The 25,341-nt window shown below is 58.9% G+C and carries 26 protein-coding genes and 5 tRNA genes; 14 read left to right on the top strand and 17 right to left on the bottom strand.

The genetic code is table 11. From position 1 onward, the window contains the following. Nucleotides 1-25 precede the first annotated feature (25 nt). Together GDN47_RS21565 and recJ are read left to right on the top strand one after the other, a co-directional pair. Complete coding sequence (locus tag GDN47_RS21565; protein WP_113333694.1) at nt 26-1,345, top strand: homoserine dehydrogenase; 1,320 nt, start codon at nt 26-28, stop codon at nt 1,343-1,345. Between the two features lie 54 nt (nt 1,346-1,399). Then, the gene (recJ, locus tag GDN47_RS21560) at nt 1,400-3,205 is read left to right on the top strand and encodes a single-stranded-DNA-specific exonuclease RecJ (RefSeq protein ID WP_371865526.1); all 1,806 of its coding nucleotides are present in this window, start codon (nt 1,400-1,402) and stop codon (nt 3,203-3,205) included. Between the two features lie 75 nt (nt 3,206-3,280). Here recJ and GDN47_RS21555 read toward each other — a convergent pair. The 5 genes from GDN47_RS21555 to GDN47_RS21535 all read right to left on the bottom strand — a co-directional run bounded on the left by GDN47_RS21555 (nt 3,281) and on the right by GDN47_RS21535 (nt 5,333). After that, nucleotides 3,281-3,355: transfer RNA gene (locus GDN47_RS21555), tRNA-Glu, on the bottom strand. Between the two features lie 128 nt (nt 3,356-3,483). Further along, nucleotides 3,484-3,558, bottom strand: a tRNA-Glu gene (locus GDN47_RS21550). Between the two features lie 84 nt (nt 3,559-3,642). Beyond that, nucleotides 3,643-3,717 (bottom strand) — tRNA-Glu (locus GDN47_RS21545). Nucleotides 3,718-3,891: 174 nt separating this feature from the next. Further along, the gene (locus GDN47_RS21540; RefSeq protein WP_152094212.1) at nt 3,892-4,689 is read right to left on the bottom strand and encodes a hypothetical protein; all 798 of its coding nucleotides are present in this window, start codon (nt 4,687-4,689) and stop codon (nt 3,892-3,894) included. Nucleotides 4,690-4,892: 203 nt separating this feature from the next. After that, nucleotides 4,893-5,333 (bottom strand): VOC family protein, encoded by a 441-nt coding sequence (locus GDN47_RS21535; protein ID WP_069612062.1) that lies wholly within the window; start codon nt 5,331-5,333, stop codon nt 4,893-4,895. Nucleotides 5,334-5,531: 198 nt separating this feature from the next. On the opposite strand from GDN47_RS21535, the gene GDN47_RS21530 reads away from it, so the two are divergent. The 5 genes from GDN47_RS21530 (at nt 5,532) to GDN47_RS21510 (ending at nt 7,499) form a co-directional block, all read left to right on the top strand. Beyond that, on the top strand, nt 5,532-6,110 hold the full coding sequence (locus GDN47_RS21530) for a cold-shock protein (protein WP_112721378.1): 579 nt from the start codon (nt 5,532-5,534) through the stop codon (nt 6,108-6,110). 1 nt (nt 6,111) lies between these two features. After that, a complete protein-coding gene (locus GDN47_RS21525; RefSeq protein ID WP_152094211.1) occupies nt 6,112-6,624 on the top strand; it encodes a DUF192 domain-containing protein in 513 nt (170 codons plus the stop codon). 148 nt (nt 6,625-6,772) lie between these two features. Further along, nucleotides 6,773-6,849: transfer RNA gene (locus GDN47_RS21520), tRNA-Pro, on the top strand. A 179-nt stretch (nt 6,850-7,028) separates the two neighbouring features. Then, a complete protein-coding gene (locus GDN47_RS21515) occupies nt 7,029-7,334 on the top strand; it encodes an ETC complex I subunit (protein WP_069612065.1) in 306 nt (101 codons plus the stop codon). A gap of 88 nt (nt 7,335-7,422) precedes the next feature. Further along, nucleotides 7,423-7,499, top strand: a tRNA-Arg gene (locus GDN47_RS21510). An 80-nt stretch (nt 7,500-7,579) separates the two neighbouring features. On the opposite strand, the gene GDN47_RS32100 is transcribed toward GDN47_RS21510, so the two are convergent. The 5 genes from GDN47_RS32100 to GDN47_RS21490 form a co-directional block, all read right to left on the bottom strand. Further along, nucleotides 7,580-7,741, bottom strand: a complete 162-nt coding sequence (locus GDN47_RS32100; RefSeq protein WP_173002538.1) for a hypothetical protein — start codon at nt 7,739-7,741, stop codon at nt 7,580-7,582. 241 nt (nt 7,742-7,982) lie between these two features. Further along, entirely contained in the window at nt 7,983-8,756 is a 774-nt protein-coding gene (locus GDN47_RS21505; protein WP_095434785.1) for an amino acid ABC transporter ATP-binding protein, read from the bottom strand. A gap of 19 nt (nt 8,757-8,775) precedes the next feature. Continuing rightward, nucleotides 8,776-9,930 (bottom strand): amino acid ABC transporter permease, encoded by a 1,155-nt coding sequence (locus GDN47_RS21500; RefSeq protein WP_113333698.1) that lies wholly within the window; start codon nt 9,928-9,930, stop codon nt 8,776-8,778. Nucleotide 9,931: 1 nt separating this feature from the next. After that, entirely contained in the window at nt 9,932-11,125 is a 1,194-nt protein-coding gene (locus GDN47_RS21495) for an amino acid ABC transporter permease (protein WP_069612068.1), read from the bottom strand. A gap of 94 nt (nt 11,126-11,219) precedes the next feature. Beyond that, on the bottom strand, nt 11,220-12,245 hold the full coding sequence (locus tag GDN47_RS21490) for an amino acid ABC transporter substrate-binding protein (protein WP_112721375.1): 1,026 nt from the start codon (nt 12,243-12,245) through the stop codon (nt 11,220-11,222). A gap of 372 nt (nt 12,246-12,617) precedes the next feature. Here GDN47_RS21490 and GDN47_RS21485 point away from each other — a divergent pair, with 372 nt between their 5' ends. Further along, nucleotides 12,618-13,808 carry a cystathionine beta-lyase gene (locus tag GDN47_RS21485; protein WP_113333700.1) on the top strand — a complete coding sequence of 397 codons (1,191 nt, stop codon included), beginning with the start codon at nt 12,618-12,620 and terminating at the stop codon, nt 13,806-13,808. Here GDN47_RS21485 and GDN47_RS21480 read toward each other — a convergent pair whose 3' ends face one another. Together GDN47_RS21480 and GDN47_RS21475 are read right to left on the bottom strand one after the other, a co-directional pair. Beyond that, nucleotides 13,809-14,972 carry an FAD-dependent monooxygenase gene (locus GDN47_RS21480; protein WP_152094210.1) on the bottom strand — a complete coding sequence of 388 codons (1,164 nt, stop codon included), beginning with the start codon at nt 14,970-14,972 and terminating at the stop codon, nt 13,809-13,811. Between the two features lie 29 nt (nt 14,973-15,001). Next, entirely contained in the window at nt 15,002-15,247 is a 246-nt protein-coding gene (locus tag GDN47_RS21475; RefSeq protein WP_047454665.1) for a zinc-finger domain-containing protein, read from the bottom strand. A 201-nt stretch (nt 15,248-15,448) separates the two neighbouring features. Between GDN47_RS21475 and GDN47_RS21470 the strand changes: the two genes are divergently transcribed. After that, nucleotides 15,449-16,234 (top strand): alpha/beta fold hydrolase, encoded by a 786-nt coding sequence (locus tag GDN47_RS21470; protein WP_113333702.1) that lies wholly within the window; start codon nt 15,449-15,451, stop codon nt 16,232-16,234. Between the two features lies 1 nt (nt 16,235). Here GDN47_RS21470 and GDN47_RS21465 read toward each other — a convergent pair whose 3' ends face one another. Further along, nucleotides 16,236-17,036: an enoyl-CoA hydratase-related protein gene (locus GDN47_RS21465; RefSeq protein ID WP_113333703.1), complete on the bottom strand. Its 801-nt coding sequence runs from the start codon at nt 17,034-17,036 to the stop codon at nt 16,236-16,238. Between the two features lie 76 nt (nt 17,037-17,112). On the opposite strand from GDN47_RS21465, the gene cysE reads away from it, so the two are divergent. The 5 genes from cysE to clpA all read left to right on the top strand — a co-directional run bounded on the left by cysE (nt 17,113) and on the right by clpA (nt 22,207). Then, entirely contained in the window at nt 17,113-17,976 is an 864-nt protein-coding gene (gene cysE, locus GDN47_RS21460; protein WP_113333704.1) for a serine O-acetyltransferase, read from the top strand. A 124-nt stretch (nt 17,977-18,100) separates the two neighbouring features. Further along, nucleotides 18,101-18,304: a DUF3126 family protein gene (locus GDN47_RS21455; protein ID WP_015339784.1), complete on the top strand. Its 204-nt coding sequence runs from the start codon at nt 18,101-18,103 to the stop codon at nt 18,302-18,304. A 352-nt stretch (nt 18,305-18,656) separates the two neighbouring features. After that, nucleotides 18,657-19,022, top strand: a complete 366-nt coding sequence (locus tag GDN47_RS21450) for a phasin family protein (protein ID WP_069612075.1) — start codon at nt 18,657-18,659, stop codon at nt 19,020-19,022. A 286-nt stretch (nt 19,023-19,308) separates the two neighbouring features. Continuing rightward, nucleotides 19,309-19,662: an ATP-dependent Clp protease adapter ClpS gene (gene clpS / locus GDN47_RS21445; protein WP_069612294.1), complete on the top strand. Its 354-nt coding sequence runs from the start codon at nt 19,309-19,311 to the stop codon at nt 19,660-19,662. 10 nt (nt 19,663-19,672) lie between these two features. Then, a complete protein-coding gene (gene clpA, locus GDN47_RS21440) occupies nt 19,673-22,207 on the top strand; it encodes an ATP-dependent Clp protease ATP-binding subunit ClpA (RefSeq protein WP_113333705.1) in 2,535 nt (844 codons plus the stop codon). A gap of 108 nt (nt 22,208-22,315) precedes the next feature. Here clpA and GDN47_RS21435 read toward each other — a convergent pair whose 3' ends face one another. From GDN47_RS21435 to GDN47_RS21420, 4 genes are all read right to left on the bottom strand, one after another. After that, on the bottom strand, nt 22,316-22,744 hold the full coding sequence (locus tag GDN47_RS21435; RefSeq protein ID WP_113333706.1) for an HIT family protein: 429 nt from the start codon (nt 22,742-22,744) through the stop codon (nt 22,316-22,318). 41 nt (nt 22,745-22,785) lie between these two features. Continuing rightward, entirely contained in the window at nt 22,786-23,973 is a 1,188-nt protein-coding gene (locus GDN47_RS21430; RefSeq protein ID WP_113333707.1) for a GNAT family N-acetyltransferase, read from the bottom strand. Between the two features lie 123 nt (nt 23,974-24,096). Further along, nucleotides 24,097-24,816 carry a glycerophosphodiester phosphodiesterase gene (locus tag GDN47_RS21425; protein WP_112721370.1) on the bottom strand — a complete coding sequence of 240 codons (720 nt, stop codon included), beginning with the start codon at nt 24,814-24,816 and terminating at the stop codon, nt 24,097-24,099. Then, on the bottom strand, nt 24,816-25,283 hold the full coding sequence (locus tag GDN47_RS21420; protein WP_092715564.1) for a RidA family protein: 468 nt from the start codon (nt 25,281-25,283) through the stop codon (nt 24,816-24,818). The genes GDN47_RS21425 and GDN47_RS21420 overlap by 1 nt, the downstream gene beginning before the upstream one ends. Between the last annotated feature and the right edge of the window lie 58 nt (nt 25,284-25,341).

Here is a 25,341-nt window from a genome sequence, read left to right as displayed (position 1 = left end):
CCCAAATACTGATCAGGAATTTTCCATGGCAGATGCCCTCAAAATCGGCATTGCGGGCTTAGGTACCGTTGGTGCCTCGCTCGTCCGCATCATTCAGAGCCGCGCTAACGAGCTTGCCGTTACCTGTGGTCGTCCCGTCAAGATCGTCGCCGTCACAGCGCGCGATCGCACGCGGGATCGCGGCATCGATCTGACGGGCATCGAATGGTTCGGCGGTCCTGTCGATCTAGCGCAGAAGGCCGATATCGACGTCTTCGTCGAGCTGATCGGCGGTTCCGAAGGCGCGGCCAACGCAGCGGTGCGCGCAGCGCTTGCCCGCGGCCTGCACGTCGTCACCGCCAATAAGGCGCTGCTCGCCTATCACGGTGTCGAGCTCGCACAAATCGCCGAAGAAAAGGGCGTCCTGCTCAACTTCGAAGCGGCCGTTGCCGGCGGCATTCCGGTCATCAAGGCCCTGCGCGAATCGCTGACGGGCAATACGATTTCTCGCGTCTATGGCATCATGAACGGCACCTGCAACTACATCCTGACCCGGATGGAGAAGGAAGGCCTGTCTTTCGCCGATTGCCTCAAGGAAGCGCAGCGTCTCGGCTATGCCGAGGCCGACCCGGCCTTCGACATCGAAGGCAATGATACGGCTCATAAGCTTGCCATCCTGACGACGCTTGCCTTCGGCAATCGCATCGCGGCCGACGACATCTATCTTGAAGGCATCACCAACGTCTCCATCGAGGATATCCGCGCTGCTGCCGATCTCGGCTACCGCATCAAGCTGCTCGGCGTCGCCCAGCGCACCGAAAGCGGCATCGAACAGCGCGTGCACCCAACCATGGTGCCGCTCGATTCGGTCATCGCCCAGGTCGATGGCGTCACCAATGCCGTGGCGATCGAATCCGATATTCTCGGCGAATTGCTGATGGTCGGCCCCGGAGCCGGCGGCAACGCAACGGCTTCCTCTGTGCTCGGAGATATCGCCGATATCGCCAAGAGCCGCCCGGGCGAGCAGCGCGTGCCGGTGCTCGGTCATCCGGCCAAGGCGCTGGAGCCCTACCGCAAAGCGCAGATGCAGAGCCACGAAGGTGGCTATTTCATCCGCCTCACGGTTCTCGACCGCACCGGCGTTTTTGCGAGTGTCGCGACCCGCATGGCGGAAAACCACATTTCGCTCGAATCGATCGTCCAGCGTTCCAAGCAGCATCTGGCACCCTCCGATCACCAGACGATCATCCTCGTCACCCATGCGACGACGGAAGATTCGGTGCGCAAGGCGGTTGCGGCAATCAAGAACGAAGGCTATCTCGTCGGCGAACCGCAGGTCATCCGCATCGAGCGGCCGAAAGAATAGTCTGACCAGCGACGGCGTGCATCAAAGGGATGCCGCTCTTAAATTCCGGGAGAGATGGTGGAGCAACCGGTCGATCCAGTTCAGCGGGCATTTCTAGGTGTCGAGCGCTCGGTATCCGGCAATCGCTGGATATCCAGGCTCGATCAGGCCGGCCAGAACAGGGCGCTCGCCATTGCGCAGACCCATGGCCTGCCGGAGCTGATTGCCCGCGTGCTTGCCGGGCGCGGCGTCGGGCAGGACGAAGCCATGGCTTTCCTCGACCCGACGATCCGCGGCCTGATGCCAGACCCGCATCTGCTGACCGATTGCGAGAAGGCAGCACAGCGCCTCCTGCACGCCATCAGGAAGGGCGAGACAGTCGCGATCTTCGGCGACTATGACGTCGACGGCGCGGCCTCCTCGGCGCTGCTCTATCGATTCCTGACCCATTTCGGCGTTCCGGCCAGCATCTATATCCCCGATCGCATCTTCGAAGGTTACGGCCCCAATCCCACAGCCATCAATCAGCTGATCGACAATGGCGCGACGCTGATCGTGACCGTCGATTGCGGTTCCACCAGCTTCGAATCGCTTGAAGCGGCGAGGGCGCGCAATATCGACGTCGTCGTCATCGATCACCACCAGGTGGCGCACGAGCTGCCGCATTGTCATGCCTTGGTCAATCCGAACCGTGAGGATGATCTTTCGGGGCAGGGCCATCTCTGTGCCGCTGGTGTGGTCTTCATGGTTCTGGTCGCGGCCTTGCGGCTGCTGCGCGAGACCGGCGATTCCCGCGTGCGTTCCATCGACCTGCTTGCCTGGCTCGATATCGTTGCGCTCGCGACCGTTTGCGATGTCGTGCCGCTGAAGGGCCTCAACCGCGCCTATGTGGTTAAGGGGCTTATTGCCGCCCGCCACCAGGGCAATCTCGGGCTTGCTGCCCTCTTTCGCAAGGCCGGCCTTAACGGTCCTGTCACGCCCTATCATTTCGGTTTCCTGATTGGTCCGCGCATCAATGCCGGCGGCCGCATCGGCGATGCGGCCCTTGGCGCACGCCTGCTGACGCTGGACGACGGCGGCGAAGCGGAAACCATCGCCGCGAAGCTCGATGAGCTCAATCGCGAGAGACAGGCCATGGAGGCCGCCATGCTGCAGGAGGCCGAGGCCGAGGCCCTGGCGGAGTACGGCAATGGCGACGGCGCCTCCGTCATCGTCACGGCGCGTGAGAACTGGCATCCGGGAATCGTCGGCCTCATTGCATCGCGCCTCAAGGACAAATTCCGCCGGCCGGCCTTCGCCATTGCCTTCGATCCGATGGGCAAGGGCACCGGCTCCGGCCGCTCCATCAATGGCTTCGACATGGGCCGCATGGTGCGCGCCGCCGTCGATGCCGGTCTGCTGGTCAAAGGCGGCGGCCATGCCATGGCGGCCGGCCTGACGGTGGAGAGGAATAACCTCGGAAAGCTGCGGGCCTTCTTCACGGAGAAGGCGGAGAAGCAGGTAGCCGGGCTCGTTGCCAACGAAACCTTGAAGATCGACGGTGCGCTCGGCGCCAGCGGCGCGACCGTGGAGTTGATCGACAGGCTCGAGACGGCCGGTCCCTATGGTTCAGGCCATCCACAGCCCGTCTTCGCGCTTCCGAGCCACCGCCTGCGCGATTCCCGCCTTGTCGGCCAGTCGCACATCAAGATCACGCTGGAGGCGCAGGACGGCGGCCGGGTGGATGGCATTGCCTTCCGCGCGGCGGAGACGCCTTTGGGCGAGCTGCTGATGTCGTCGCGCGGGGCGCAGATCCATGTCGCCGGCACGCTCGGCGCCGATCACTGGCAGGGCAGCCGGCGCGTGCAGTTGCGGGTCACAGACGCGGCGAAAGCTCCGTAACGCAGATTACGCCCGATACGCGTCTGCATAACAGCGTTTAGCGAGCCAAAACATCAATTTAAGGGGAAGGGGCAGTGGCACGCCCTAGGGGAGTCGAACCCCTCTTTACAGAATGAAAATCTGTCGTCCTAACCGATAGACGAAGGGCGCGTGCTGTGGCGCCCTTATAGTCAGCACCTTTCATTCCCGCAAGCGGAAAAACGAGAAAAATCGCAGAAAAATCGATGACTAAGCAAAGATTTTTCGAGGTGCTTGTGGAAAACTTCGGGACACGCTTTTGGTACGCCCTAGGGGAGTCGAACCCCTCTTTACAGAATGAGAATCTGTCGTCCTAACCGATAGACGAAGGGCGCATGCTGCACGGCCTAGATAGGAATAGCTTATTGCGTCCGCAAGCGGTAGCTTAAATGAATTGAAGACGGGGAGAAGAACAACAGTGGCACGCCCTAGGGGAGTCGAACCCCTCTTTACAGAATGAAAATCTGTCGTCCTAACCGATAGACGAAGGGCGCGTTCAGCTGTTGTGTGGCGCGCTTATAGCGGGGTGATTTCATTCCCGCAAGCGGCAATTTTGCTTTTTTGTGGAAAAAATGACAAATGGGTGAAACCGCCGCCGGTGCTGAATAAGTGAGACTTAACAGGCTCTTGCTGGCGATATCGAAGATTCTCTGGAAACGCGGGCGTTTTTATTGCCCATTTGCACCCGGCACGGGCTGCACCAGCAGCTTGCCGTTCTGCGGCTGGTTCTTCGATGCGATGAACTGCGCCAGAGCGGCGGCCTGTCTGCCGTTCAATTCGTGGACATTCGGATTCGGCGTTGCTGCAACACCCGACGCGGTCACCTGGGCAATCGGCTGCGGCGAACCCGAAGCCGGCAAGGTTGCATTGCGAATGACGGGTGGTGGCAGCATGTCGGCCGATGTGCGGCCGTTCGGCACGGCGGCGGTGTCCATCGTCTGCGGCGCCGTCGTCTGCATAGTCGCTGGTGGCGCGCTGTAAACGCTGCGCATCATCGGCGTGATCGCCTGGCCGCCATCAGCTTGGGTTTTGGCAAGCGTCCCGTCCGGATTGACGGCGATCGGCGGCGGAGCGGAGAAGATGCTGCTTCTGTTCGCATTGACGGCCGTCGGCTGCGTGACCAGGCCGCCGATGCCGGTCTGCCCGTCCGCAGTCGGGGCTGCCGTAGGCGCAGGATAGAGTGCCTGGTTCTGCTGGGCGACGATCTGCTGACGTGTGCCATTGACGCTGTGGACCATCGGATCACGATAGGCGACATCGGCTTTGCGGCGCCGGGCATCGGCCTTGCTGTTCATATCGGCTGCCAGCTGTTCTGCCACGGTCAATGGCACGACAGGGGCAGCCTGCGAGGTCTCGATCGGCTTTTTGGCCGTGGTAGCGCAGCCCGCAATCATCACAAATGAGGCAAGAACGGCAATTGTGCTTGCTAGCTTCTTCCTGCCGTATAAAATCTCTTGATCGCACATAGGACGTTCCCTGCAAAAAAGGCTTGCATCGGAACGGCCTCCTGCGAGGGACGACGATACCGCGCGCCGACTGGGAACGATGACTGCGCGATATCCGATGCATGATGCTTCGAGTCGTCCAAGCATGCCGGAGGATGGGCATGGGCGGCAAGCGCGAAACGGATGGCTCCGCGCGTGCCGTAAGCCTCGCGAAAGCTTAGGCCTCACCAAGAGCCGGTGTTGGCCATGGAAGCCCAGGGCTCGGCCGAAGGAAGATTGGCGCCCTTCTGCAGGATTTCGATGGAGATGCCGTCCGGAGAACGCACGAAAGCCATGTGACCATCGCGGGGCGGCCGGTTGATCGTGATGCCGTTGTCCATCAGCTTTTGGCAGGTCGCATAGATATCGTCGACCTCATAGGCGAGGTGGCCGAAATTGCGTCCTCCGCTATATTCTTCCGGGTCCCAGTTATAGGTTAGTTCCAGGCTGGGGGCACCGTTGCTGCGGGATGATTCGGCATCTTCGTCGGCCGCAAGGAAAACGAGCGTATAGCGGCCTTTCTCGTTTTCGTAGCGGCGGGTTTCGGTAAGCCCGAATAGGGTGCTATAAAAATGCAACGAGGCGTCGAGATCGGTGACGCGGACCATCGTATGGAGATAACGCATTCTATTTCCTCTCTTAATGTTGAGCTGGGCGGATCTTTGGTCGGGGCGCCAGCTTCGCGCAAGTCATTGGAGCAATAATCTTAGGGTGGGAATAAACGAAAACTAGGACTTGCGCTTTTCCGTTACCAAGATGTTAATCTTGATATCAGGGAATCAGTTAACCGTAACAGTGTGACGCGTAATCGAGGGCTGGCTAGGATGGGTGACAGAATTTCATCGAAGGGAGTTGTCGACTTCGAGGAGATGTCGGGCGATACCGTCGAGCTCATCGAAATCTCAGGCGTCGTCAAGTGGTTCGATGTCGCCAAGGGCTTCGGTTTTATCGTGCCTGACAATGGCATGCAGGACGTATTGCTGCATGTGACGTGTCTGCGCCGTGACGGTTATCAGACGATTCTCGAAGGAACCCGCATCGTCGCGCTGATCCAGCGCCGGGAGCGCGGCTACCAGGCTTTCAAGATCCTCTCCATGGATCAATCGACGGCCGTGCATCCCTCGCAGATGCCGCCCGTGCGCACGCATGTGCAGGTGACTGCGACGAGCGGCCTGGAGCGCGCGCTGGTCAAGTGGTTCAACCGCACCAAGGGCTTCGGCTTCCTGACACGTGGAGAAGGCACCGAGGATATCTTCGTGCATATGGAAACGCTGCGTCGCTTCGGTCTGGCCGAGCTGCGGCCGGGGCAGGTGGTGCTCGTCCGCTTCGGGCCTGGCGAAAAGGGCCTGATGGCGGCAGAAATTCACCCGGATGCGCCGAGCCCAGCGACACGGCCGCACTGATATGAACAAAGCCGGATTTCTTGAAATTTTGAAAAGCGCCATTTTGGCGCTTTTTCTCGTTGGGGCCATCGCCCCATCGTCTTTCGCGGCACAGACCGCAGGGCAACAGTTGATGGCTTTCGATTCCGAACCGCTTTCGATCGCATCGTCCAAAGGCCAGACGCATAAATTCACCGTGGAACTGGCTTTGACGCCGGCACAGCTCGAATTCGGCCTTATGTACCGCGACAAGATGCCCGCCGATCAGGGCATGCTGTTTGACTTCGGCACGACACGGCCTGTCATGATGTGGATGAAGAACACCGAGCTGCCGCTCGACATGCTCTTTCTGGATCAAAAGGGTGTCATTACCCATATTCAGGAAAACGCCGTGCCCTATTCCGAAGCGATCATCAGCTCCGGCGGGCCGGTTGCCTATGTCATCGAGCTGAACGCCGGTATTGTTCGCAAACTCGGCCTTGCCGTCGGCGATACGGTGACGAGCGCCACCATTTCGGCAAAGCTCGGCAAGTAAATTTTCATCGGGGAAGATGTGCTAAGCAGGATTTTATCTGTTGCAGCGGGCAGATGAACCGTGTATCTCCCCACTCGTTCCGCAGGACTAAGCGTTCGGCGGTACGCAAAATCAGCTCATGACCGCATTTTGGTCATGCTGACGGGTACGGAGTGTAGCGCAGTCTGGTAGCGCATCTGGTTTGGGACCAGAGGGTCGGGAGTTCGAATCTCTCCACTCCGACCATTTAAAATCCCCTCATTGATGTCGTTGAATTCGTCCTGGTGGCGGCTGCCTTTTTGCTTGAAAACAAAGGGATTCGCAGCTAAGCAAAAGTCGTGTTCGCGCGGCCCGCAGAGGATCGCGTCGCGGCAAGAGAAGCAAGTAAGCGGATCATTCCCGCTTGATTCGGAGGCGCTGCAGCAATGCCTGCCAAGATTTATCGTCCTGCAAAAACCGCCATGCAATCCGGCAAGGCCAAAACCAATATCTGGGTTCTGGAGTTCGATCAGGAAATGCCGCGCAAGATCGATCCGATCATGGGCTATACCTCGTCGGGCGATATGCGCCAGCAGCTCAAGCTGACCTTTGAGACGCAGGAACAGGCGGAAGATTACGCCAAGCGCAACGGCATCGACTACCGCGTCATCCCGCCGAAGGATCCCATCCGGCAGACGGTATCCTATTCCGACAACTTCCGCTTCAACCGCATCCAGCCCTGGACGCACTGAAACCAGGCACTTATTGAACGCCGGCCATTGAGTTTGGCGGCGGTTTCAGGCATGTGTTGCCCGCCGCGCAAAGCGCGGCAAGGCTCATGGCCCCTTAGCTCAGCTGGATAGAGCACTTGCCTTCTAAGCATGTGGTCGCAGGTTCGAATCCTGCAGGGGTCGCCATTTTCCCGAGAAGGAGAGATCTGATTTCGCGTGCGCGGCGCCGCTTTCCGTCATGCAGACTTCATTCTGGCTATCAGCATTCAGTTCGCCGCCATCGGCCAGCCGCCGGCAGCTTTTGGCCGCGTAGCGTCGACCGCCATCTGGATAAGGTCGTAGCCGTACATTGCTCCGGCCAACTTGATGACGATGATAGCGACGCTCAGAAGAGCTAATCCGCCGATGATCCTGTCGCTTTTTTTCACGGCCCGCTTCCCCGACGTCTCGTGAATTCCGCATTATTCGCGGTGATAAAGAATATATCTCGTTTTTTGCGAAGCGCTATAGGGCTTGCTAACGCTGCCAAAATTGTCAGGCAGCAATCAGGAGGAGACGGCCTGCGAGATCCGCGTCCTGACGCCGATTACGACTGCTGAACCCGGCCGCACATAAAAAACCCGCCGGCAGCGATGCAGCGGCGGGTCTTGTTCATTCAATCGATCCGTATCAGTGCAGGATCTGGCTGAGGAACAGCTTCGTGCGCTCATGCTGCGGATTGTCGAAGAATTCCTTCGGCGAATTCTGTTCGACGATCTGGCCCTGGTCCATGAAGATCACGCGGTTGGCGACCTGACGGGCAAAGCCCATTTCGTGGGTCACGCACAGCATGGTCATGCCTTCTTCAGCAAGGCCCACCATGGTGTCGAGCACTTCCTTGATCATTTCCGGATCGAGCGCTGAGGTTGGCTCGTCGAACAGCATGATCTTCGGGTTCATGCAGAGCGAGCGGGCGATTGCCACACGCTGCTGCTGACCGCCGGAAAGCTGGCCGGGATATTTCTTGGCCTGTTCGGGGATCTTGACGCGCTTGAGGAAGTGCATGGCGATCTCTTCCGCCTGCTTCTTCGGCATCTTGCGCACCCAGATCGGCGCCAGCGTGCAGTTTTCCAGAATGGTCAGGTGCGGGAAGAGGTTGAAGTGCTGGAACACCATGCCGACTTCGCGGCGCACCTCGTCGATCTTCTTCAGATCGTTGGTGAGTTCGACCCCGTCGACGATGATCTGGCCCTTCTGGTGTTCTTCCAGGCGGTTGATGCAGCGGATCATCGTCGATTTGCCCGAGCCGGATGGGCCGGCAATGACGATGCGCTCGCCGCGCATGACCTTCAGGTTGATATCGCGCAGCACATGGAAATCGCCATACCACTTGTTCATGTTGATCATGTCGACCGCGACCTCGGTCTCGGAGACGGTCATTTTCTTCGATTGGGCTTCAGCCATTTTGTAATTTCCCTCAATTTTATCGCTTGTGGCCGGTGTCGAGATGGCGTTCCACGAAACCTGAATAGCGCGACATGCCAAAGCAGAACAGCCAAAAAACGAATCCAGCGAATACAAGACCCGTTACGGGGGTCACCGCCGTCGCCCAAGAGGCATCCGAAAAGTTCTGACGAACGATACCGAGCAAGTCGAACATGCCGATGATCGCAACCAGCGACGTGTCCTTGAACATGCCGATATAGGTGTTGACGATGCCGGGAATGACCAGCTTGATCGCTTGCGGCAGAATGATCAGCCGCATCTTCTGCCAGTAGCCGAGGCCGAGCGAATCGGCGCCCTCGAACTGGCCCTTCGGTATCGCCTGCAGACCGCCGCGGATGACTTCGGCCATATAGGCCGAGGTGAAGATCGCGACACCGACCACGGCACGCAAAAGCTTATCGACAGTCCAGCCCTGCGGCATGAACAGCGGCAGCATATAGCTCGCCATGAACAGCACGGTGATCAACGGTACGCCGCGGATGATTTCGATGAAAGTCACACACAGCATGCGAAGGATGGGCAGTTTCGACCGGCGTCCCAGCGCAAGCACGATGCCGAACGGGAATGAGACTGCGATGGCGACGAAAGCGATCACCAGCGTTACCAGCAGGCCCCCCCATCGTTCCGTTTCCACCGTCTCAAGGCCGAAGCCTCCGTGGAGCAGGAAGAACGAAACAACTGGCAGCACGAAGAATGCCAGGATTGCGTTCAATCCCTTCCGGGGAACCGACGGTATCAGCAACGGAACGAAGCTGGCGATCATCAGGATGCAGACGAGGATCGGCCGCCAGCGCTCGTCCGGCGGATAAAGGCCGAACATGAAGATGGCGAATTTTGCGCGGACAAAGGCCCAGCACGCGGCGTTCCAGCCATCCGGCTGCGTTCCGCCCTGAACAGTGGTAGCGCAGAAGGTGCGGTCGGTCCCGCTCCAGACCGCATTTAGGAATAGCCAATTGATCAGGTGCGGGATCACCCAGGCAAGGAAGGTGATGGCAAGCACGGTGAGGACAATGTCCTTGGGCGTGGCAAACAGGTTCTTTTTCAACCAGTGCCACGCGCCTCTTTCACTGGCGGGTGCCGGCTGCGCTGTGAGAAGCGCCTTACTGACGAAGTGTTGATCTACGCTGGACATTCTATCTCTCCACCAGAGCCATCTTGGCGTTGAACCAGTTCATGAACAGCGATGTCACGATGCTCAAGGCGAGATAGATGATCATCCAGATGATGACGACTTCGACGGCTCGGCCGGACTGATTGAGGATCACGCCGCCGACGGCGACGAGATCGGCATAGCCGATGGCGATGGCAAGCGACGAGTTCTTGATCAGATTGAGATATTGGCTCGTCAGCGGCGGAATGATGATGCGCATGGCCTGCGGTATGACGATCAGCCGGTTGATGGCCGACGCCCGAAGGCCAAGTGCGCCCGCTGCTTCCGATTGACCCTTTGGCACGCCACGAATACCGGCGCGTACGATCTCGGCAATGTAGGATGCGGTATAAAGGGATAGTGCAAGCAGAAGCGCAAGGAACTCCGGACTTATGACCGTGCCACCCGTCAGGTTGAATTTGCCGGCAATGGGATAGTCGAAGGAAAGCGGCATGCCCGTTACCAGGAAGACCAGCAACGGCAGGCCGATCAGGATGCCGATCGACACCCAGATCGTATGGAATTGCTGACCGGTTGCCGCCTGACGCCTGTGCGCCCAGCGCGCCACGAAAAATACGACGGCTATGGCGATGAGAAAGGCAATGCCGACGGCCCACATGCCCGCGCCGAAGATCGGGCTCGGAAAGGCGAGGCCGCGATTGCTGAGATAGCTGAAGAATGGCAGGTGCACGGCATCGCGCGCCTGCGGCAGCAGCACCAGAACGCCGCTATACCAGAAGAAGATGACGAGCAGAGGCGGGATGTTCCGGAAGATCTCGACATAGGCCTGGGAAAGTTTCGCAATCAGCCAATTATGCGAAAGCCTGCCGATGCCAATGAGGAAGCCAACGATAGTCGCCGCGACGATGCCGACCACCGAAATCAGGAGTGTGTTCAGTACGCCGACGAGAAGGGCAGTCGCATTGGTCGAATCGCTGGAGTAGGGAATCAGCGCTTGCCCCAGGTTAAAGCCAGCGCGTCCTTCGAGAAAGCCGAAGCCGAACGAGCGGTTCAATGCGCGCAGATTGTCGATGGTGTTCGTGACAACAAACCAGCAAAGTCCCGCGAGAATGATGATCGTGAGCGCCTGATAGAAGGCACCCCGAACTTTGGGGTCGTATAGCGCCGCCGATAGTGCCGAGCGCCCGCCTTCAGGCGAGTTTACAGTAATTGCCATATAGAATTTTTCCCCAATGTGCCTGTTTCAGGCTTGTTTTCTTGAGGGGAGAGAGGCGAAGCCGCCTCTCTCTTAAAGCTAGGCTCTTTGCGGCTTAGCGCACCGGCGGTGCGTACTGAATGCCGCCCTTGCTCCACAGAGCGTTGAGACCACGAGCGATCTTCAGCGGGCTGCCTGCGCCGATGTTGCGGTCGAAGACTTCGCCGTAATTGCCGACGCCCTTGATGATGTTATAGGCCCAGTCGTTGGTCAGGCCGAGGTCGGTGCCGATCGTCGAGCCCTGTTCTACGCCGAGGAAGCGCTTGATGTCCGGATTGGCCGAGCTCTTCATCTCGTCGACGTTCTTCTGGGTGATACCGAATTCTTCGGCGTTCACCAGCGCATAGGCCGTCCAGCTGACGATGTTGAACCACTGATCGTCACCCTGGCGAACGGCCGGGCCGAGCGGCTCCTTGGAGATGATTTCGGGCAGAACGACGTTATCGTCCGGGTTCTTCAGCGTCAGGCGCAGAGCGTAGAGACCCGACTGGTCGGTGGTGTAGACATCGCAACGGCCGGAATCATAGGCCGTATTGACTTCTTCGAGCTTGTCGAAGACGACCGGGTTGTATTGCAGGTTGTTGGTCTTGAAGTAGTCGGCAAGGTTCAGCTCGGTCGTCGTGCCGGACTGAACGCAAACTGCCGCGCCGGAAAGTTCGAGTGCCGATTTTACGTTCAGCTCCTTGCGAACCATGAAGCCCTGGCCGTCATAATAGGTGACCGGACGGAATTTTAGGCCGAGCGCGGTGTCGCGGTTGATGGTCCAGGTGGTGTTACGGGAAAGTACGTCGATTTCGCCGGACTGCAGCGCGGTGAAGCGGTCCTTGGCGCTGAGAGGCGTGTACTTCACCTTGGTCGGATCGCCGAAGACAGCGGAAGCGACAGCCTTGCAGAAGTCGATGTCAAAACCGGCCCAGTTACCGGATGCGTCCGGCTGTGCAAAGCCGAGAAGGCCGGTATTCACGCCGCACTGGACGAAGCCCTTGGCCTTTACGTCGCTCAGCGTCGAAGCCGAAGCGCCGGACGCGGTGTAAGCCAAGGCTGCGACTCCGAGGAATGCGGAGAGAGCAATCTTTTTCATTTTCCCTACCTTTGTCTATTTGTTTTATAGTTAAACTGTATCGCGTCCGAAGCAGGTTCCTGGAGAACCGTGTTCCTTCCCTTTCTCGGTGCGAGTGCCGCTATCACAGTCGCAAATGGTGTAGCGGTCAAGAGATCGCCCCAATTATTGCGGTTTTATTCGGCATTTTTGCTTTTCGGGGACGAAAAATGGGCATTTGGCGCCAAAATGAGCGGCATTTTGCCAAAAATCTGCGCGAAAATGCGGTTTTGGTCGCTATTTTTGTTATTTTAGCCTTCTAATAATGTGTGGCGTTGGAATGATCGGGGTTGACCCCACTGGACTTGGTCGCCACAAATCCAGCTTCCAACAGCGCCAAAGGCATATCCTGACATGAAAGACAAAGACACAAACCTGCCGAACGCCGGCATCAACACGCGCTTGTCCCATATCGGCAATTCGCCGTTCGACTATCACGGCTTCGTCAATCCACCTGTCGTGCGTGCCTCGACGGTGCTGTTTCCCAATGCGCGCGTTATGGAGACGCATGACCAGAAATATACCTACGGCACGCGCGGCACGCCGACGACGGATGCGCTATGCGAAGCAATGAACGCGCTGGAAGGTTCGGCGGGAACGATCATCGTGCCGTCCGGGCTTGCTGCGGTCACCGTGCCGCTTCTTGCCTACCTCTCCGCTGGTGATCACGCACTGATCGTTGATTCGGTCTACGGTCCCACGCGCTTCTTCTGCGATACCATGCTGAAGCGCCTCGGCGTCGAGGTCGATTATTACGATCCGTCGATTGGCGCCGATATCGAGCGGTTGATGAAGCCGAACACCAAGCTGGTCCATACGGAATCGCCGGGTTCAAACACCTTCGAAGTGCAGGATATCCCCGCAATTTCGGCGGCGGCTCATCGTCACGGCTGCGTCGTGACCATGGACAATACCTGGGCAACGCCGCTCTATTTCAAGCCGCTCGACCATGGCGTCGACGTTTCCATCCATGCCGTGACGAAATACCCCGCCGGCCACTCCGACATTTTGATGGGCACGGTTTCCGCCAACGAGACGCATTGGAAGCGGTTGCTGGACGCTCACGGTCAGCTCGGCCTTTGTGGGGCGCCCGACGACGCCTATCAGGTGCTGCGCGGCCTGCGTACCATGGGCGTACGCCTGGATCGCCATCAGGAAAGCGCGCTTGCGATCGCCCGGTGGCTCGAGGGCAGGGAGGAGGTCGCGCGAGTCTTGCATCCGGCCTTGCCGAGCTTCCCCAGCCACGAACTCTGGAAGCGCGACTTCAAGGGTGCGAGCGGGATTTTCTCCTTCGTTCTGGCCGTCGACGATCCTCAGAAATTCAAGGCGAAGGCGCATGCCTTCCTCGATGCCTTGCGGATTTTCGCTCTGGGCTATTCCTGGGGCGGTTTCGAAAGTCTGGCCCTGCACGTCAACCTCAACGACCGGCGCGTCACCAAGGTCCCGACGGAAGGGCCGGTCATCCGCCTGCAGGTTGGTCTCGAAGACGTGCCGGATCTCAAGGCGGATATCGAAAAGGGCTTTGTCGCCGCCAAAGAGGTTTGATCAACCGATGGCGCGGTAGCCATAAATCCAGTCCATGTCCGCCGCGAGGCTTTGCGGCGGACGGAGGGAGAGAACGAGGTCGCGCGCGATCCGGATGGGGCCGCGGGCATGATAGGCGAACTGATTGAAGGCGGCGCGTTGCCTCAGGCGCGCAATTCGTGGTGCCCGATGCTTTTCATAGAGTTCGAAGGCTTCCGCCGGCGAGCGCGCAGAAAGCAGCCCGCCAAGCTCGAAGGCATCCTCGATCGCCATGGCTGCGCCTTGCGCCGCAAACGGCATCATCGCATGCGCAGCGTCTCCGATCAGGATCGTATCGCGGCCATTATGCCACCGACCGTCCTTCATCTCGTAGAGCGGCCAGAAGCTTGTCTGCTCCTGTACCTCCAGCATTTGCAGGATCGCACTGTTCCAGCCGGAAAAGCCGCGCAGCATCTGCTCGCGTTGCGCCTTGCTGCCGGTCGCACCCCAATCGCGGCTGGTGCTGCTGCCGGAGACGATGGCGACGATATTGAAGGCGGCATTTTCCAGGATGGGATAGCAGACGAGGTGGCTGGAAGGACCGAGGAATGCCGTGACGTTCGCCTTGTCCAGCAGGGCCGGAGCCGCCGCCTGCGGAATGGAGAAGCGCCAGGCAATATTCCCGGAGAAGAGCGGCGAGGGCGCACTGGGCACCATCGCATGCACTTTCGACCATACGCCGTCTGCGCCGATGACGAGATCGTATCTCCTTCCGGCGCGCTCTTCCAGTGTCTGCTTGTCCTTGATATCGATGTGCCGGCCGAGGTGCAGCCGGCATAAATCATTGGCCTTCACCGCATTGAGGAGCGCCTTTTGCAGGGTCGCGCGATGCGCGGCGCCATAGGGGGCACCCCATCGCTCTCGGGCAAATTTCCCACAGGGAATAGAGGCGACCGGCCGCAGCGACGAGCCGGATACGAGTCGGACTTCCTCCGGCTCCAGCCAAACCGGTCTGAGCGCCTCGAGCACGCCGAGCGCATCGAGGACGCGGGAGGCATTCGGCGAAATCTGCAGGCCCGCACCGACTTCGGTCAGCACCTCTGCTTGTTCGAAGATGTCGGAGGCAATCCCGTGTCTCGCCAGCGCCAGAGCCGCAGTCAATCCGGCTATTCCGGCGCCGATGATTGCGGCTGCTTTGATCGGCATTTTCTTATGTCCGATCGGATGCTATGGCGTCAGGCCGCCTTGAAATGGAAGACGCAGCCGGCCGGATTCGTCTGATCCGCCTTCAGCGACGGATTGTAGCGATAGAGCGTCGAGCAGTAGGAGCAGACCTTTTCGCTCTCGTCGCCGAGGTCGATGAAGATGTGCGGATGATCATAGGGAACCGAAGCGCCAGTGCACATGAATTCCTTCACGCCGATTTCGATGACGCGATGTCCGCCGTCGTTCTGGAAATGGGGAATATTGTGGCCGGCCATGATGATCTCCGAATGCGTCTTGCCTTAAGCGGCATGATGGTTGCGCCAGACTTGGTCGCCCCTCTTTATAATCCTTCTTCTCGATTGTGTAGTGCGAAAGTCCGGCTTGAGGCAGAGATTTTCGCAGGCATAGGGTTCATTTGATATCGCCGATAAAATATGGTCCGGCGCCAGCAGGACCCAGTTTGTGAAGACGACGCCATGAATCTCAATGCTCCCCCGATGTCCCATTTTATCAGAGACGGATTGAAGCTTGCCTTTTTCGATAACGGCGATCCGAGCGGCCCGCCGGTGCTGCTGATTCATGGCTTCGCTTCAACGGCGATTGCCAACTGGGTCAATCCGGGCTGGTTGAAGACGCTCGGCGAGGCGGGCTATCGCGTGATCGCCATCGACAACCGTGGCCACGGCTCGAGCGACAAGCTCTATGATGCCGATGTCTACCATCCGTGGATCATGGCAGAGGATGCCGTCGCCCTTCTCGATCATCTGGGCATCCCCGAGGCGCATGTCATGGGTTATTCCATGGGTGCGCGTGTTTCGACCTTCATGGCGATCGCTCATCCGGATCGCGTCCGCTCGCTGGTTCTCGGCGGTCTCGGCATCGGCATGGTCGAGGGCGTCGGCGATTGGGATCCAATTGCGGACGCACTGGTGGCACCATCGCTCGATGATGTCACCCATGCACGCGGGCGCATGTTCCGCGCGTTTGCCGAACAGACGAAAAGCGATCGGCAGGCGCTGGCCGCCTGCATCCAAGGCTCACGCGATCTGGCGTCGAGGGAGGATGTTGCAAGGATCGAGGCGCCGACCCTGATCGCCGTCGGCACCAAGGACGATATCGCCGGCTCGGGCCAGGAGCTGGCCGCATTGATGCCGAACGCCGAGGCCATCGACATACCGAACCGCGATCACATGCTCGCCGTCGGCGACAAGATCTTCAAAGCGGCGGTTCTCGAATTCTATCAGCGCCTCGGCCAGCGCTAAGTCACTTGCCGGTGAAGTGTGGTTTCCGTCGCTCTGCAAAGGCAACGCGGCCCTCGGCATAATCGGCGCTGTCGAACGTCTCGGCGCCGATCACTTCCGCTTCGCGCAGCAGATCGCCGTTCTGCTCGATGACGGCGCGGATCGCAAGTTTCGAGGCATGCAGCGCGATCGGTGCATTGGCGGCGATGGCATGGGCGAGGGCGGAGACTTCGCCATCGAATGCCTCTGCGTCGATTTCCTCCAGAAGAAAGCCGGCGGCAACCATCTTCTCGCCAGACATGGGTGCGCCGGTAAACAGCGTGACCTTGGCCATCTGCGCTCCGAGCGCGTTGACGATGTCCTGCACGGCGTCGGCGGGATAGGCGATGCCGAGGCGGACGGCGGGGACGCAGAATCGCGCGCCTCGTTCGGCTATGCGAAGATCGCAGGCCGCTGCCAAGCCGAAGCCGCCGCCATAGCAAATGCCGCGGATTGCGGCGATTGTCGGCACGCGGCAGTGACGGATAGCCTCGAAAGCCTGGCTGTTCAGCGCCTCATAGGCGACCGCGGTCTCGGAATTCTTGCGCACGCTGTCGAATTCGCTGATATCGGCGCCGGCCGAAAAATCCGCGCCCGCGCCGTGCAGAACAATGACATGCGCATGGGCTTCATCGGTCAGGATGCGCACGGCTTGCGGGATGGCACGCCACATGGCAGCCGTCACGGCATTCTTTCTGCCAGGGTTGCCGATGGCGATCGTACCGATCGCGTCGCTGCATGTCGCGTGAATGAGACCGCCGGCAAAGTCATGCTCGAAATTCATGCGCGATCAACCCATTTGTCTTGTCTGGCTTTTATTCTATATAATGCACCCCTGACAGAAAATCGGGAGACCGCCAATGGTCGCAGCAACGGATATTCGCCAGGTTGAAGGCTTGGGCGCAGTGAAGGTCATGGACCCGATCTGGGACAGCATGCGCGAGGAAGCACGCGCCGCTGCCGAAAAGGATCCCCTCCTTGCCGCCTTCCTCTATTCGACGATCATCAACCATCGTTCGCTGGAAGAATGCGTCATCTATCGCATTTGCGAGCGCCTCGACCATCCGGACATGCAGGCTATTCTCCTGAGGCAGACCTTTGAGGAAATGCTCGCCGACTGGCCGGAATGGGGATCGATTCTGCGTGTCGATATCCAGGCAGTCTATGATCGCGATCCCGCTTGCCTGCGGTTCCTGGAACCTGTCCTCTATTTCAAGGGTTTCCATGCGTTACAGACACATCGTTTGGCGCACTGGCTGCATAATCGTGGCCGCCGCGATTTCGCGCTCTATCTGCAGAGCCGCTCCTCCAGCGTCTTCCAAACCGATATCAACCCGGCGGCGCGCATCGGCAAGGGCATATTCCTCGATCACGCAACCGGCCTCGTCGTGGGCGAGACGGCCGTCATCGGCGACAACGTCTCCATCCTGCATGGGGTCACGCTCGGCGGTACCGGCAAAGAAGGCAGCGACCGCCATCCGAAGATCGCCCACGGTGTTCTGATCGGTGCGGGGGCCAAGATCCTCGGCAATATCCAGGTCGGCCATTGCTCGCGCATTGCCGCTGGCTCCGTGGTGCTGAAGGAGGTGCCCGCCAAGACGACCGTTGCCGGCGTTCCGGCCAAGGTGGTCGGAGAAGCAGGGTGCTCCGAGCCCTCTCGCTCGATGGATCAGCTGCTCGCCGAGCAATTGATCGTTGACCAGATCATGGGTGCAGGAATCTAGGAAATTCCAGTCCGATTTTCCGAGGCTTGCGCTGTCGCCGGATAGCTATGCGCGGTTCCGGTCTTTACACCGCCGCTTTTCCTATGCAAGAAGCGGCCAACAGAGATCCTCACGGAGAAGCATTGTGAAGCCCGAAGAAATCAAGAAGCTCGACGCCTATTTCAAGCGCACGTTCAACCCGCAGGTCGTGGTGAAGGCCCGCCCGCGCAAGAACGATTCTGCGGAAGTCTACCTCGGCGAAGAGTTTCTGGGTGTCGTCTATATCGACGACGAAGATGGCGACCGCTCCTATAATTTCTCGATGGCTATTCTGGACGTCGATCTCTGATTATATCGATCTCGTATAGTGATCGAATATTTGGGCCGTATTTCATTGAAATGCGGCCTTTTTCTTTGACGTTTATCAATTTGATCATTCCACTGCCGTTCTGATCTCTTTCGGCTTCTTTCTGTCCAAATGCCAATATTTTAATCAAAGCCTGTGGTTGCAGGGGGGATGATATATATTAGGAAAAACAGAATGATGCGGCGCAATCATCACTATCGACACCGCGCCGTCATCCAAAATGCAACCGAAAGGTGATATTGCGTCGCACAAGACTACTTGACTAATTGTGCGCCGCATTTAACCTTTATCCCTGTAAACCGGCCGCCGGCCGGCCAACAAGGGACGGAGAAGCATGTTCAATTTCGATGAAGCGAACAAGAAGGGCAAGGAAGCCATGGACACGGCGCTGAAGAGCTATTCCGATGTCACCAAGGGCTTTCAGGCGATTGCTGCCGAAGCCGCTGAATACTCCAAGAAGTCTTTCCAGGATGGTGTTGCACACTTCGAAACGCTCGCCGGCGTCAAGAGCTTCGAAGCTGCCTTCGAACTGCAGAGCAGCTATGTGAAGTCTTCCTATGAAAACTTCATTGCCGAAGCCACTAAGCTCGGCGAAATGTATGCCGATCTCGCCAAGGTGGCCTACAAGCCTTACGAAGCGCCCGTCGCGGCTGCAACGAAGGCTGCCAGCAAGGCAGCGGCAACGGCGACCGCCGCTTAAACTTTCGCCGAAAGGCAAAATTTCCGGAAGGACCGGCTGCGCGACGCGCGGCCGGTCTTTTGCGTTTTGGCGCACCGGACCCGACATGGCGATATGCAGCGACTTTTTTGACCGCAGCCCCCTTTGTCAGCGAATTGTGATTGCAGTGTCCCGCAAGGGGCTTAAAATCACGCCAATATGAACTAAGTTAGAGGTTCGGATATCCGGCCCGACCAAGTGAAGAATCCAACCCAGTGCCAAGTCGGAATGCGATAGCTTCTGCCGGATGATTTGAGGAATGAATGAAATGATCGCTGAGCCGATCCGGATGCAAAACAATAGCGAAAGGAACGGGGACAACGGAAATCGCGGGACCTCGGTGATTACGCGCACCAAGCCCAAAACCAAGAAACCCAATCTATACCGCGTGCTGCTTCTGAATGATGACTATACGCCCATGGACTTTGTGATCCATATCCTGGAGCGTTTCTTTCAAAAGGATCTCGAAAGTGCCACCCGCATCATGCTTCATGTCCACAATCATGGCGTGGGCGAGTGCGGGATATATACATATGAAGTAGCCGAAACGAAGGTGAGCCAGGTGATGGACTTTGCCCGGCAGCACCAGCATCCGCTGCAATGTGTTATGGAAAAGAAGTGAGGATCTGAACGTGCCAACATTTTCGCCTAGTCTTGAGAAGGCGCTGCATCAGGCACTGACCTACGCGAACGAGCGGCATCACGAGTATGCCACGCTGGAACATCTGCTTTTGGCGCTGGTAGACGACGCCGATGCCGCAGCTGTCATGGGCGCGTGCAATGTTGATCTCGACGCGCTCCGTAAGACTCTGACTGAATACGTCGATAATGAACTCTCCAACCTGGTCACGGGCTACGATGAGGACTCGAAGCCGACTTCCGGCTTCCAGCGTGTCATCCAGCGCGCCGTGATCCATGTGCAATCTTCCGGCCGCGAGGAAGTGACGGGCGCCAACGTTCTCGTCGCGATTTTCGCGGAGCGGGAAAGCCATGCTGCCTTCTTCCTGCAGGAGCAGGAAATGACCCGCTATGACGCGGTCAACTATATCTCTCACGGCATCGGCAAGCGCCCGGGTTCCTCCCAGACCCGCACGCCGCGCGGCGCCGAGGAAAGCGAATCCGAAAGCAAGCCGACCTCCCGCGGCGAGCAGGAGGAGGGTAATGGCAAGAAGCAGCAGGACGCCCTGAAGGCCTATTGCGTCAACCTCAATGAGAAGGCCAAGAACGGCAAGATCGATCCGTTGATCGGTCGTAACTCCGAGGTCAATCGCACCATCCAGGTGCTGTGCCGCCGCTCGAAGAACAATCCGCTCTATGTCGGCGACCCTGGCGTGGGCAAGACGGCGATTGCCGAAGGTCTTGCCAAGCGCATCGTTGAGGGCAAGGTTCCCGAAGCGCTGGCCGATGCGACGATCTTTTCGCTCGATATGGGCACGCTGCTTGCCGGCACCCGTTATCGCGGCGACTTCGAGGAACGCCTGAAGCAGGTCGTCAAGGAGCTCGAGGAGTATCCGGGCGCCGTGCTGTTCATCGATGAGATCCACACCGTCATCGGTGCGGGCGCCACCTCCGGCGGCGCGATGGATGCGTCGAACCTGCTGAAGCCGGCCCTTTCCTCGGGTGCGATCCGTTGCATCGGTTCGACCACCTACAAGGAATACCGTCAGTTCTTTGAGAAGGACCGGGCGCTCGTCCGCCGCTTCCAGAAGATCGACGTCAACGAGCCGAGCATTGAGGATGCCATCGAAATCATGAAGGGCCTGAAGCCCTATTTCGAAGAGTATCACCACCTGCGCTACTCGAACGACGCCATCAAGACGGCTGTCGAGCTGTCGGCTCGCTATATCTCCGACCGCAAGCTGCCGGACAAGGCGATCGACGTGATCGACGAGACGGGTGCCGCCCAGATGCTGCTGCCGCCGTCCAAGCGCCGCAAGCTGATCACCGAAAAGGAGATCGAAGCGACGATTGCGACCATGGCCCGCATTCCGCCGAAGACGGTGTCCAAGGATGACGAGATGGTTCTCGCCAACCTCGAACAGGAACTGCGTTCTGTGGTCTACGGCCAGGATACGGCTATCGAAGCGCTTTCGACCTCGATCAAGTTGGCACGTGCCGGCCTGCGCGAACCGAACAAGCCGATCGGCTGCTATGTCTTCTCCGGCCCCACCGGTGTCGGTAAGACGGAAGTCGCCAAACAGCTTGCTTCGTCGCTCGGCGTCGAGCTGCTGCGCTTCGACATGTCGGAATACATGGAGCGTCACACGGTTTCCCGTCTGCTCGGCGCACCTCCCGGCTATGTCGGCTTCGACCAGGGTGGCCTGCTGACCGACGGCGTCGATCAGCATCCGCACAGCGTGGTTCTGCTCGACGAAATCGAGAAGGCGCATCCGGATATCTTCAATATCCTGCTGCAGGTCATGGACCATGGCGCGCTGACCGACCACAACGGCAAGAAGATCGATTTCCGCAACGTCATCCTGATTATGACGACCAATGCGGGCGCTTCGGAAATGGCCAAGGCCGCCATCGGCTTCGGCTCGTCCAGGCGTACGGGCGAGGATGAAGAGGCGCTCAACCGCCTGTTCACCCCGGAATTCCGCAACCGTCTGGATGCGGTCATTCCTTTCGCGCCGTTGCCGACGACCGTTATCCACAAGGTCGTGCAGAAGTTCATCATGCAGCTGGAAGCGCAGCTGTCCGAACGGAACGTGACCTTCGATCTGCACGAGGACGCCATCGCCTGGCTGTCCGAGAAGGGTTACGACGACAAGATGGGCGCCCGTCCGCTGGCGCGCGTCATCCAGGAAAACATCAAGAAGCCGCTGGCGAACGAAATCCTCTTCGGCAAGCTGAAGAAGGGCGGCGTCGTCAACGTCACAGTCGGCAAGAAGGAGGACGGCTCGACCGGCATCTTGCTCGAGGCGATCGCCGACACCGCTCCGATCCGGCCGAAGCCGGAAGCCGAAGTGGGTGATGTGCCGGCCGAGGTGGAAGAGGATGACGGCGACGTCACCGTCAAGGCCAGAAGCCGCGTCGGCAGGGCTGCGACGGCAGCCGACAGCCGCCGCTCGGCCAAGGCCTCGACTTCGAGCGAAAGCGGCGAGTCTGACGGCAAGTCACCGCGCAAGGGCGGCGGCACGGTTCCGAAGGTTCCGCGCAAGTAATCACCGATCGGTGATTTGAGGAAAAATGAAACGGCTGCATTGGAGACAATGCAGCCGTTTTTATATGGTTATAAGGAATATCTCATAAATGAGATGAGGTTGTCGGGATCAGGCCAAGGCTTCGACGATCTTCCTGGCGTTTTCCGCCAATACCGAGCCGTCTTCCATCTTGCCCGAATGCGGCTTCAGCGCGACGCCCTCGATGCGGGGGATGACGTGGAAATGCAGATGGAAGACGGTCTGCCCCGCGGGGGGCTCGTTAAACTGCGCGATATAGACGCCGTCGGCATCAAAGGCTTCCCGAACGGCGACAGCGATCTTCTGCACCACAGTGATTGCCTGCTGTAATGCAGCCGGGTCGGCATCGAAAATATTGCGCGAGGGTGCCTTCGGCACGACAAGCGTATGGCCAGGCGACTGCGGCATCACATCCATGAAGGCGACCGTGTGCTCATCCTCGTAGACGCGATAGGAAGGAATATCGCCCTTCAGGATCTTTGCGAAGATATTGTTGTCGTCATAGGCGGGGATGGTCATCCGGTATCTCCTCGTCTTGCGTTTATGGTTATCCCATACGGCTAGATATCTTGCCGTTCGCCTTTGCGGAAGGGGCTGTGCTCGGTGAGAATTTCGCTCATCTCCTCTATCTGTTCCCGCTCATGCTTCAGATAGTCCGCAACGGCGCGCCGCAGGCCCTGATGGCCAATGTAATGCGCCGAGTGCGTGATCACTGGAAGATAGCCGCGTGCCAGCTTGTGTTCACCCTGCGCCCCGGCTTCCACCCGCTTCAGCCCCTTGCTCAGCGCAAAATCGATTGCCTGGTGATAACAGACCTCGAAATGCAGGAAGGGGTGATCCTCGATGCAGCCCCAATGGCGGCCATAAAGCGTTTCGCCCCCGATGAAGTTGATGGCGCCGGCGATATAACGTCCTTCGCGCTTCGCCATGACGAGCAGGATGTCGTCAGGCATGCGCTCGCCGATCAGCGAATAGAATTTTCGGGTGAGATAGGGGCGGCCCCATTTGCGGCTGCCGGTATCCATATAGAAGGCGAAGAACTGGTCCCATATGCCTTCCGTCAGGTCGCTGCCGGTCAGCCAGTCGATGGTGATACCACGCTCGACCGCCGCGCGCCGTTCCTTCTTAAGCGCCTTGCGTTTACGCGATGCCAGCGTCTCCAGAAAGGCGTCGTGATCGGCATAGCCCTCGTTGATAAAGTGAAATTGCTGATCGGTACGATGCAGATAGCCGTCGCCTTCGAAGACCGAGGCTTCCTCCTCAGGCAGAAAGGTGATGTGCGCTGAGGAAACGCCGAGCTGCCGCGTGACTTCCTTCAGGCTTTCGGCGAGCGCTGGCTGCAGCACGCTCCTATCCTGCCCTTCGGCCACCAGCAGCCGCGGCCCGGTGGCGGGCGTGAAGGGAATGGAGCATTGCAGTTTCGGATAATAGCGTCCGCCGGCACGCTCGAAGGCATCGGCCCAGCCATGGTCGAAGACATATTCGCCCTGGCTATGGCTCTTGAGGTAGCCGGCGACGGCACCAAGCAATTCGCCGCTTTCGGTTTCCAGCAGCAGGTGATTGCCGAGCCAGCCGGTCTTGTCGGTGGCGGAACCGGACTCCTCAAGCGATGAGAGGAAGGCGTGCGAGACAAAGGGATTGTAGGGCAGGACGCTGCCGGTTCTGGACGCTCCGGCCAGCTTCGACCAGCTCTCCGGGGCGATATTCTTGAAGGATCGTTCGACTCGAATGGATAATTCGTCTGTCATCAAACTCTTGCGCTTGGAAGGAAAGAAGGGGCTCTCACCGCCGCGCCATCCGCCCGAAGGGCGCACTGTCGGCGCAGCGGCAATTTGGGTATGCGCAAAGCCTCTTCTTCAATCGATGCCGATTTATGAGGCCAGGCGCGGATCAAAACCTTCGAAGGTCATCTGGTCTGCATTGGCAAATGTATGTTTGCGGGCTGCTTCGTCGCGCACGGTCCAGGTGATGACCGGAATACCACGCTGGCGTTGCGCCGTAACAAAGGGGTTCGGCAGGTGGCCGTAGAAGTACGAGATGAAGTCTAGCCCAAGATGCATGGCTTCGTCATGCTGAAAAAACGTCTCAGGCTTGTTTCCTTCAGCCGTCAGTCCGACAGGGTAGGGCGCTTCCAGCGCCTTGAGGTCCTTGAGCAGCCAATGATCGAAGCTCATCAGCGCCACATGCCCCTTGTAGCCTTCCAGTACTTCGAGCACGGATTCGGCAAAGCCATCGTCATCGCCTTCGCGTCCCTTGAGCTCCAGCACCAGCGGCACCTTGCCGTCGCAGAGCCGCAGGAGCTGCTTCAGCGTCGGGATCTTGTCCTTGGTACCGCCGACCGACAGCAGCCCGAGCTCGGCCGAGGTGCGTTCGCGCACTTCGCCCGGCAGATTGCAGACGCGTTGCAGGTCGTCGTCATGAAAGACCACCGGAACGCCGTCGGAGGCGTAGTGTAGGTCGCATTCGATGGCAAAGCCCGCCTCGATGGCACGGCTGAAGGCGGAGAGTGTATTTTCCCAGACTTCCTTGTTCATGTCATGATAGCCGCGGTGAGCGACCGGACGCTCGGTCAACCAGGCAAGCTTGCTCATTATGCAATTTCCAGAATAGCATCGATTTCAACGGCGGCATTGAGCGGCAGGGCGGCCATGCCGACGGCGGCGCGGGCATGCTTGCCGGCTTCGCCAAGCACGTTTGCCAGAAGATTGGATGCGCCGTTGATCACAAGGTGTTGTTCGACGAAATCGGGCGTCGAGGCGACGAAGCCGTTGAGCTTGATCAGCCGCTTGATCCGGCCGAGATCGCCGCCGAGGGCAGCTTTCGCCTGGGCGAGAATATTGATGGCACAAAGCTCGGCCGCTCGCTGTCCGCCGGCAACATCGACATCCTTGCCGAGATGACCCGTGACGCCGATCTTGCCGTTTTCCATCGGCAGCTGTCCCGACAGATAGAGAAGATTGCCGCTGATGACATAGGGAACGTAGTTGGCGGCCGGTGCTGCAGCTTGCGGCAGAACGATGCCGAGTTCCTTCAGGCGGCCCTCGATAGCGTCGGACATTATTCATCTCCCGTTTTGTTGTAAAAACTTCAAAAATCCGGCATCAAGACTAAATTCG

It is taken from the genome of Martinezella dioscoreae (assembly GCF_009176305.1).
GTDB lineage: Bacteria > Pseudomonadota > Alphaproteobacteria > Rhizobiales > Rhizobiaceae > Rhizobium > Rhizobium dioscoreae.
This window is presented reverse-complemented; position numbering and strand designations above follow the sequence as displayed.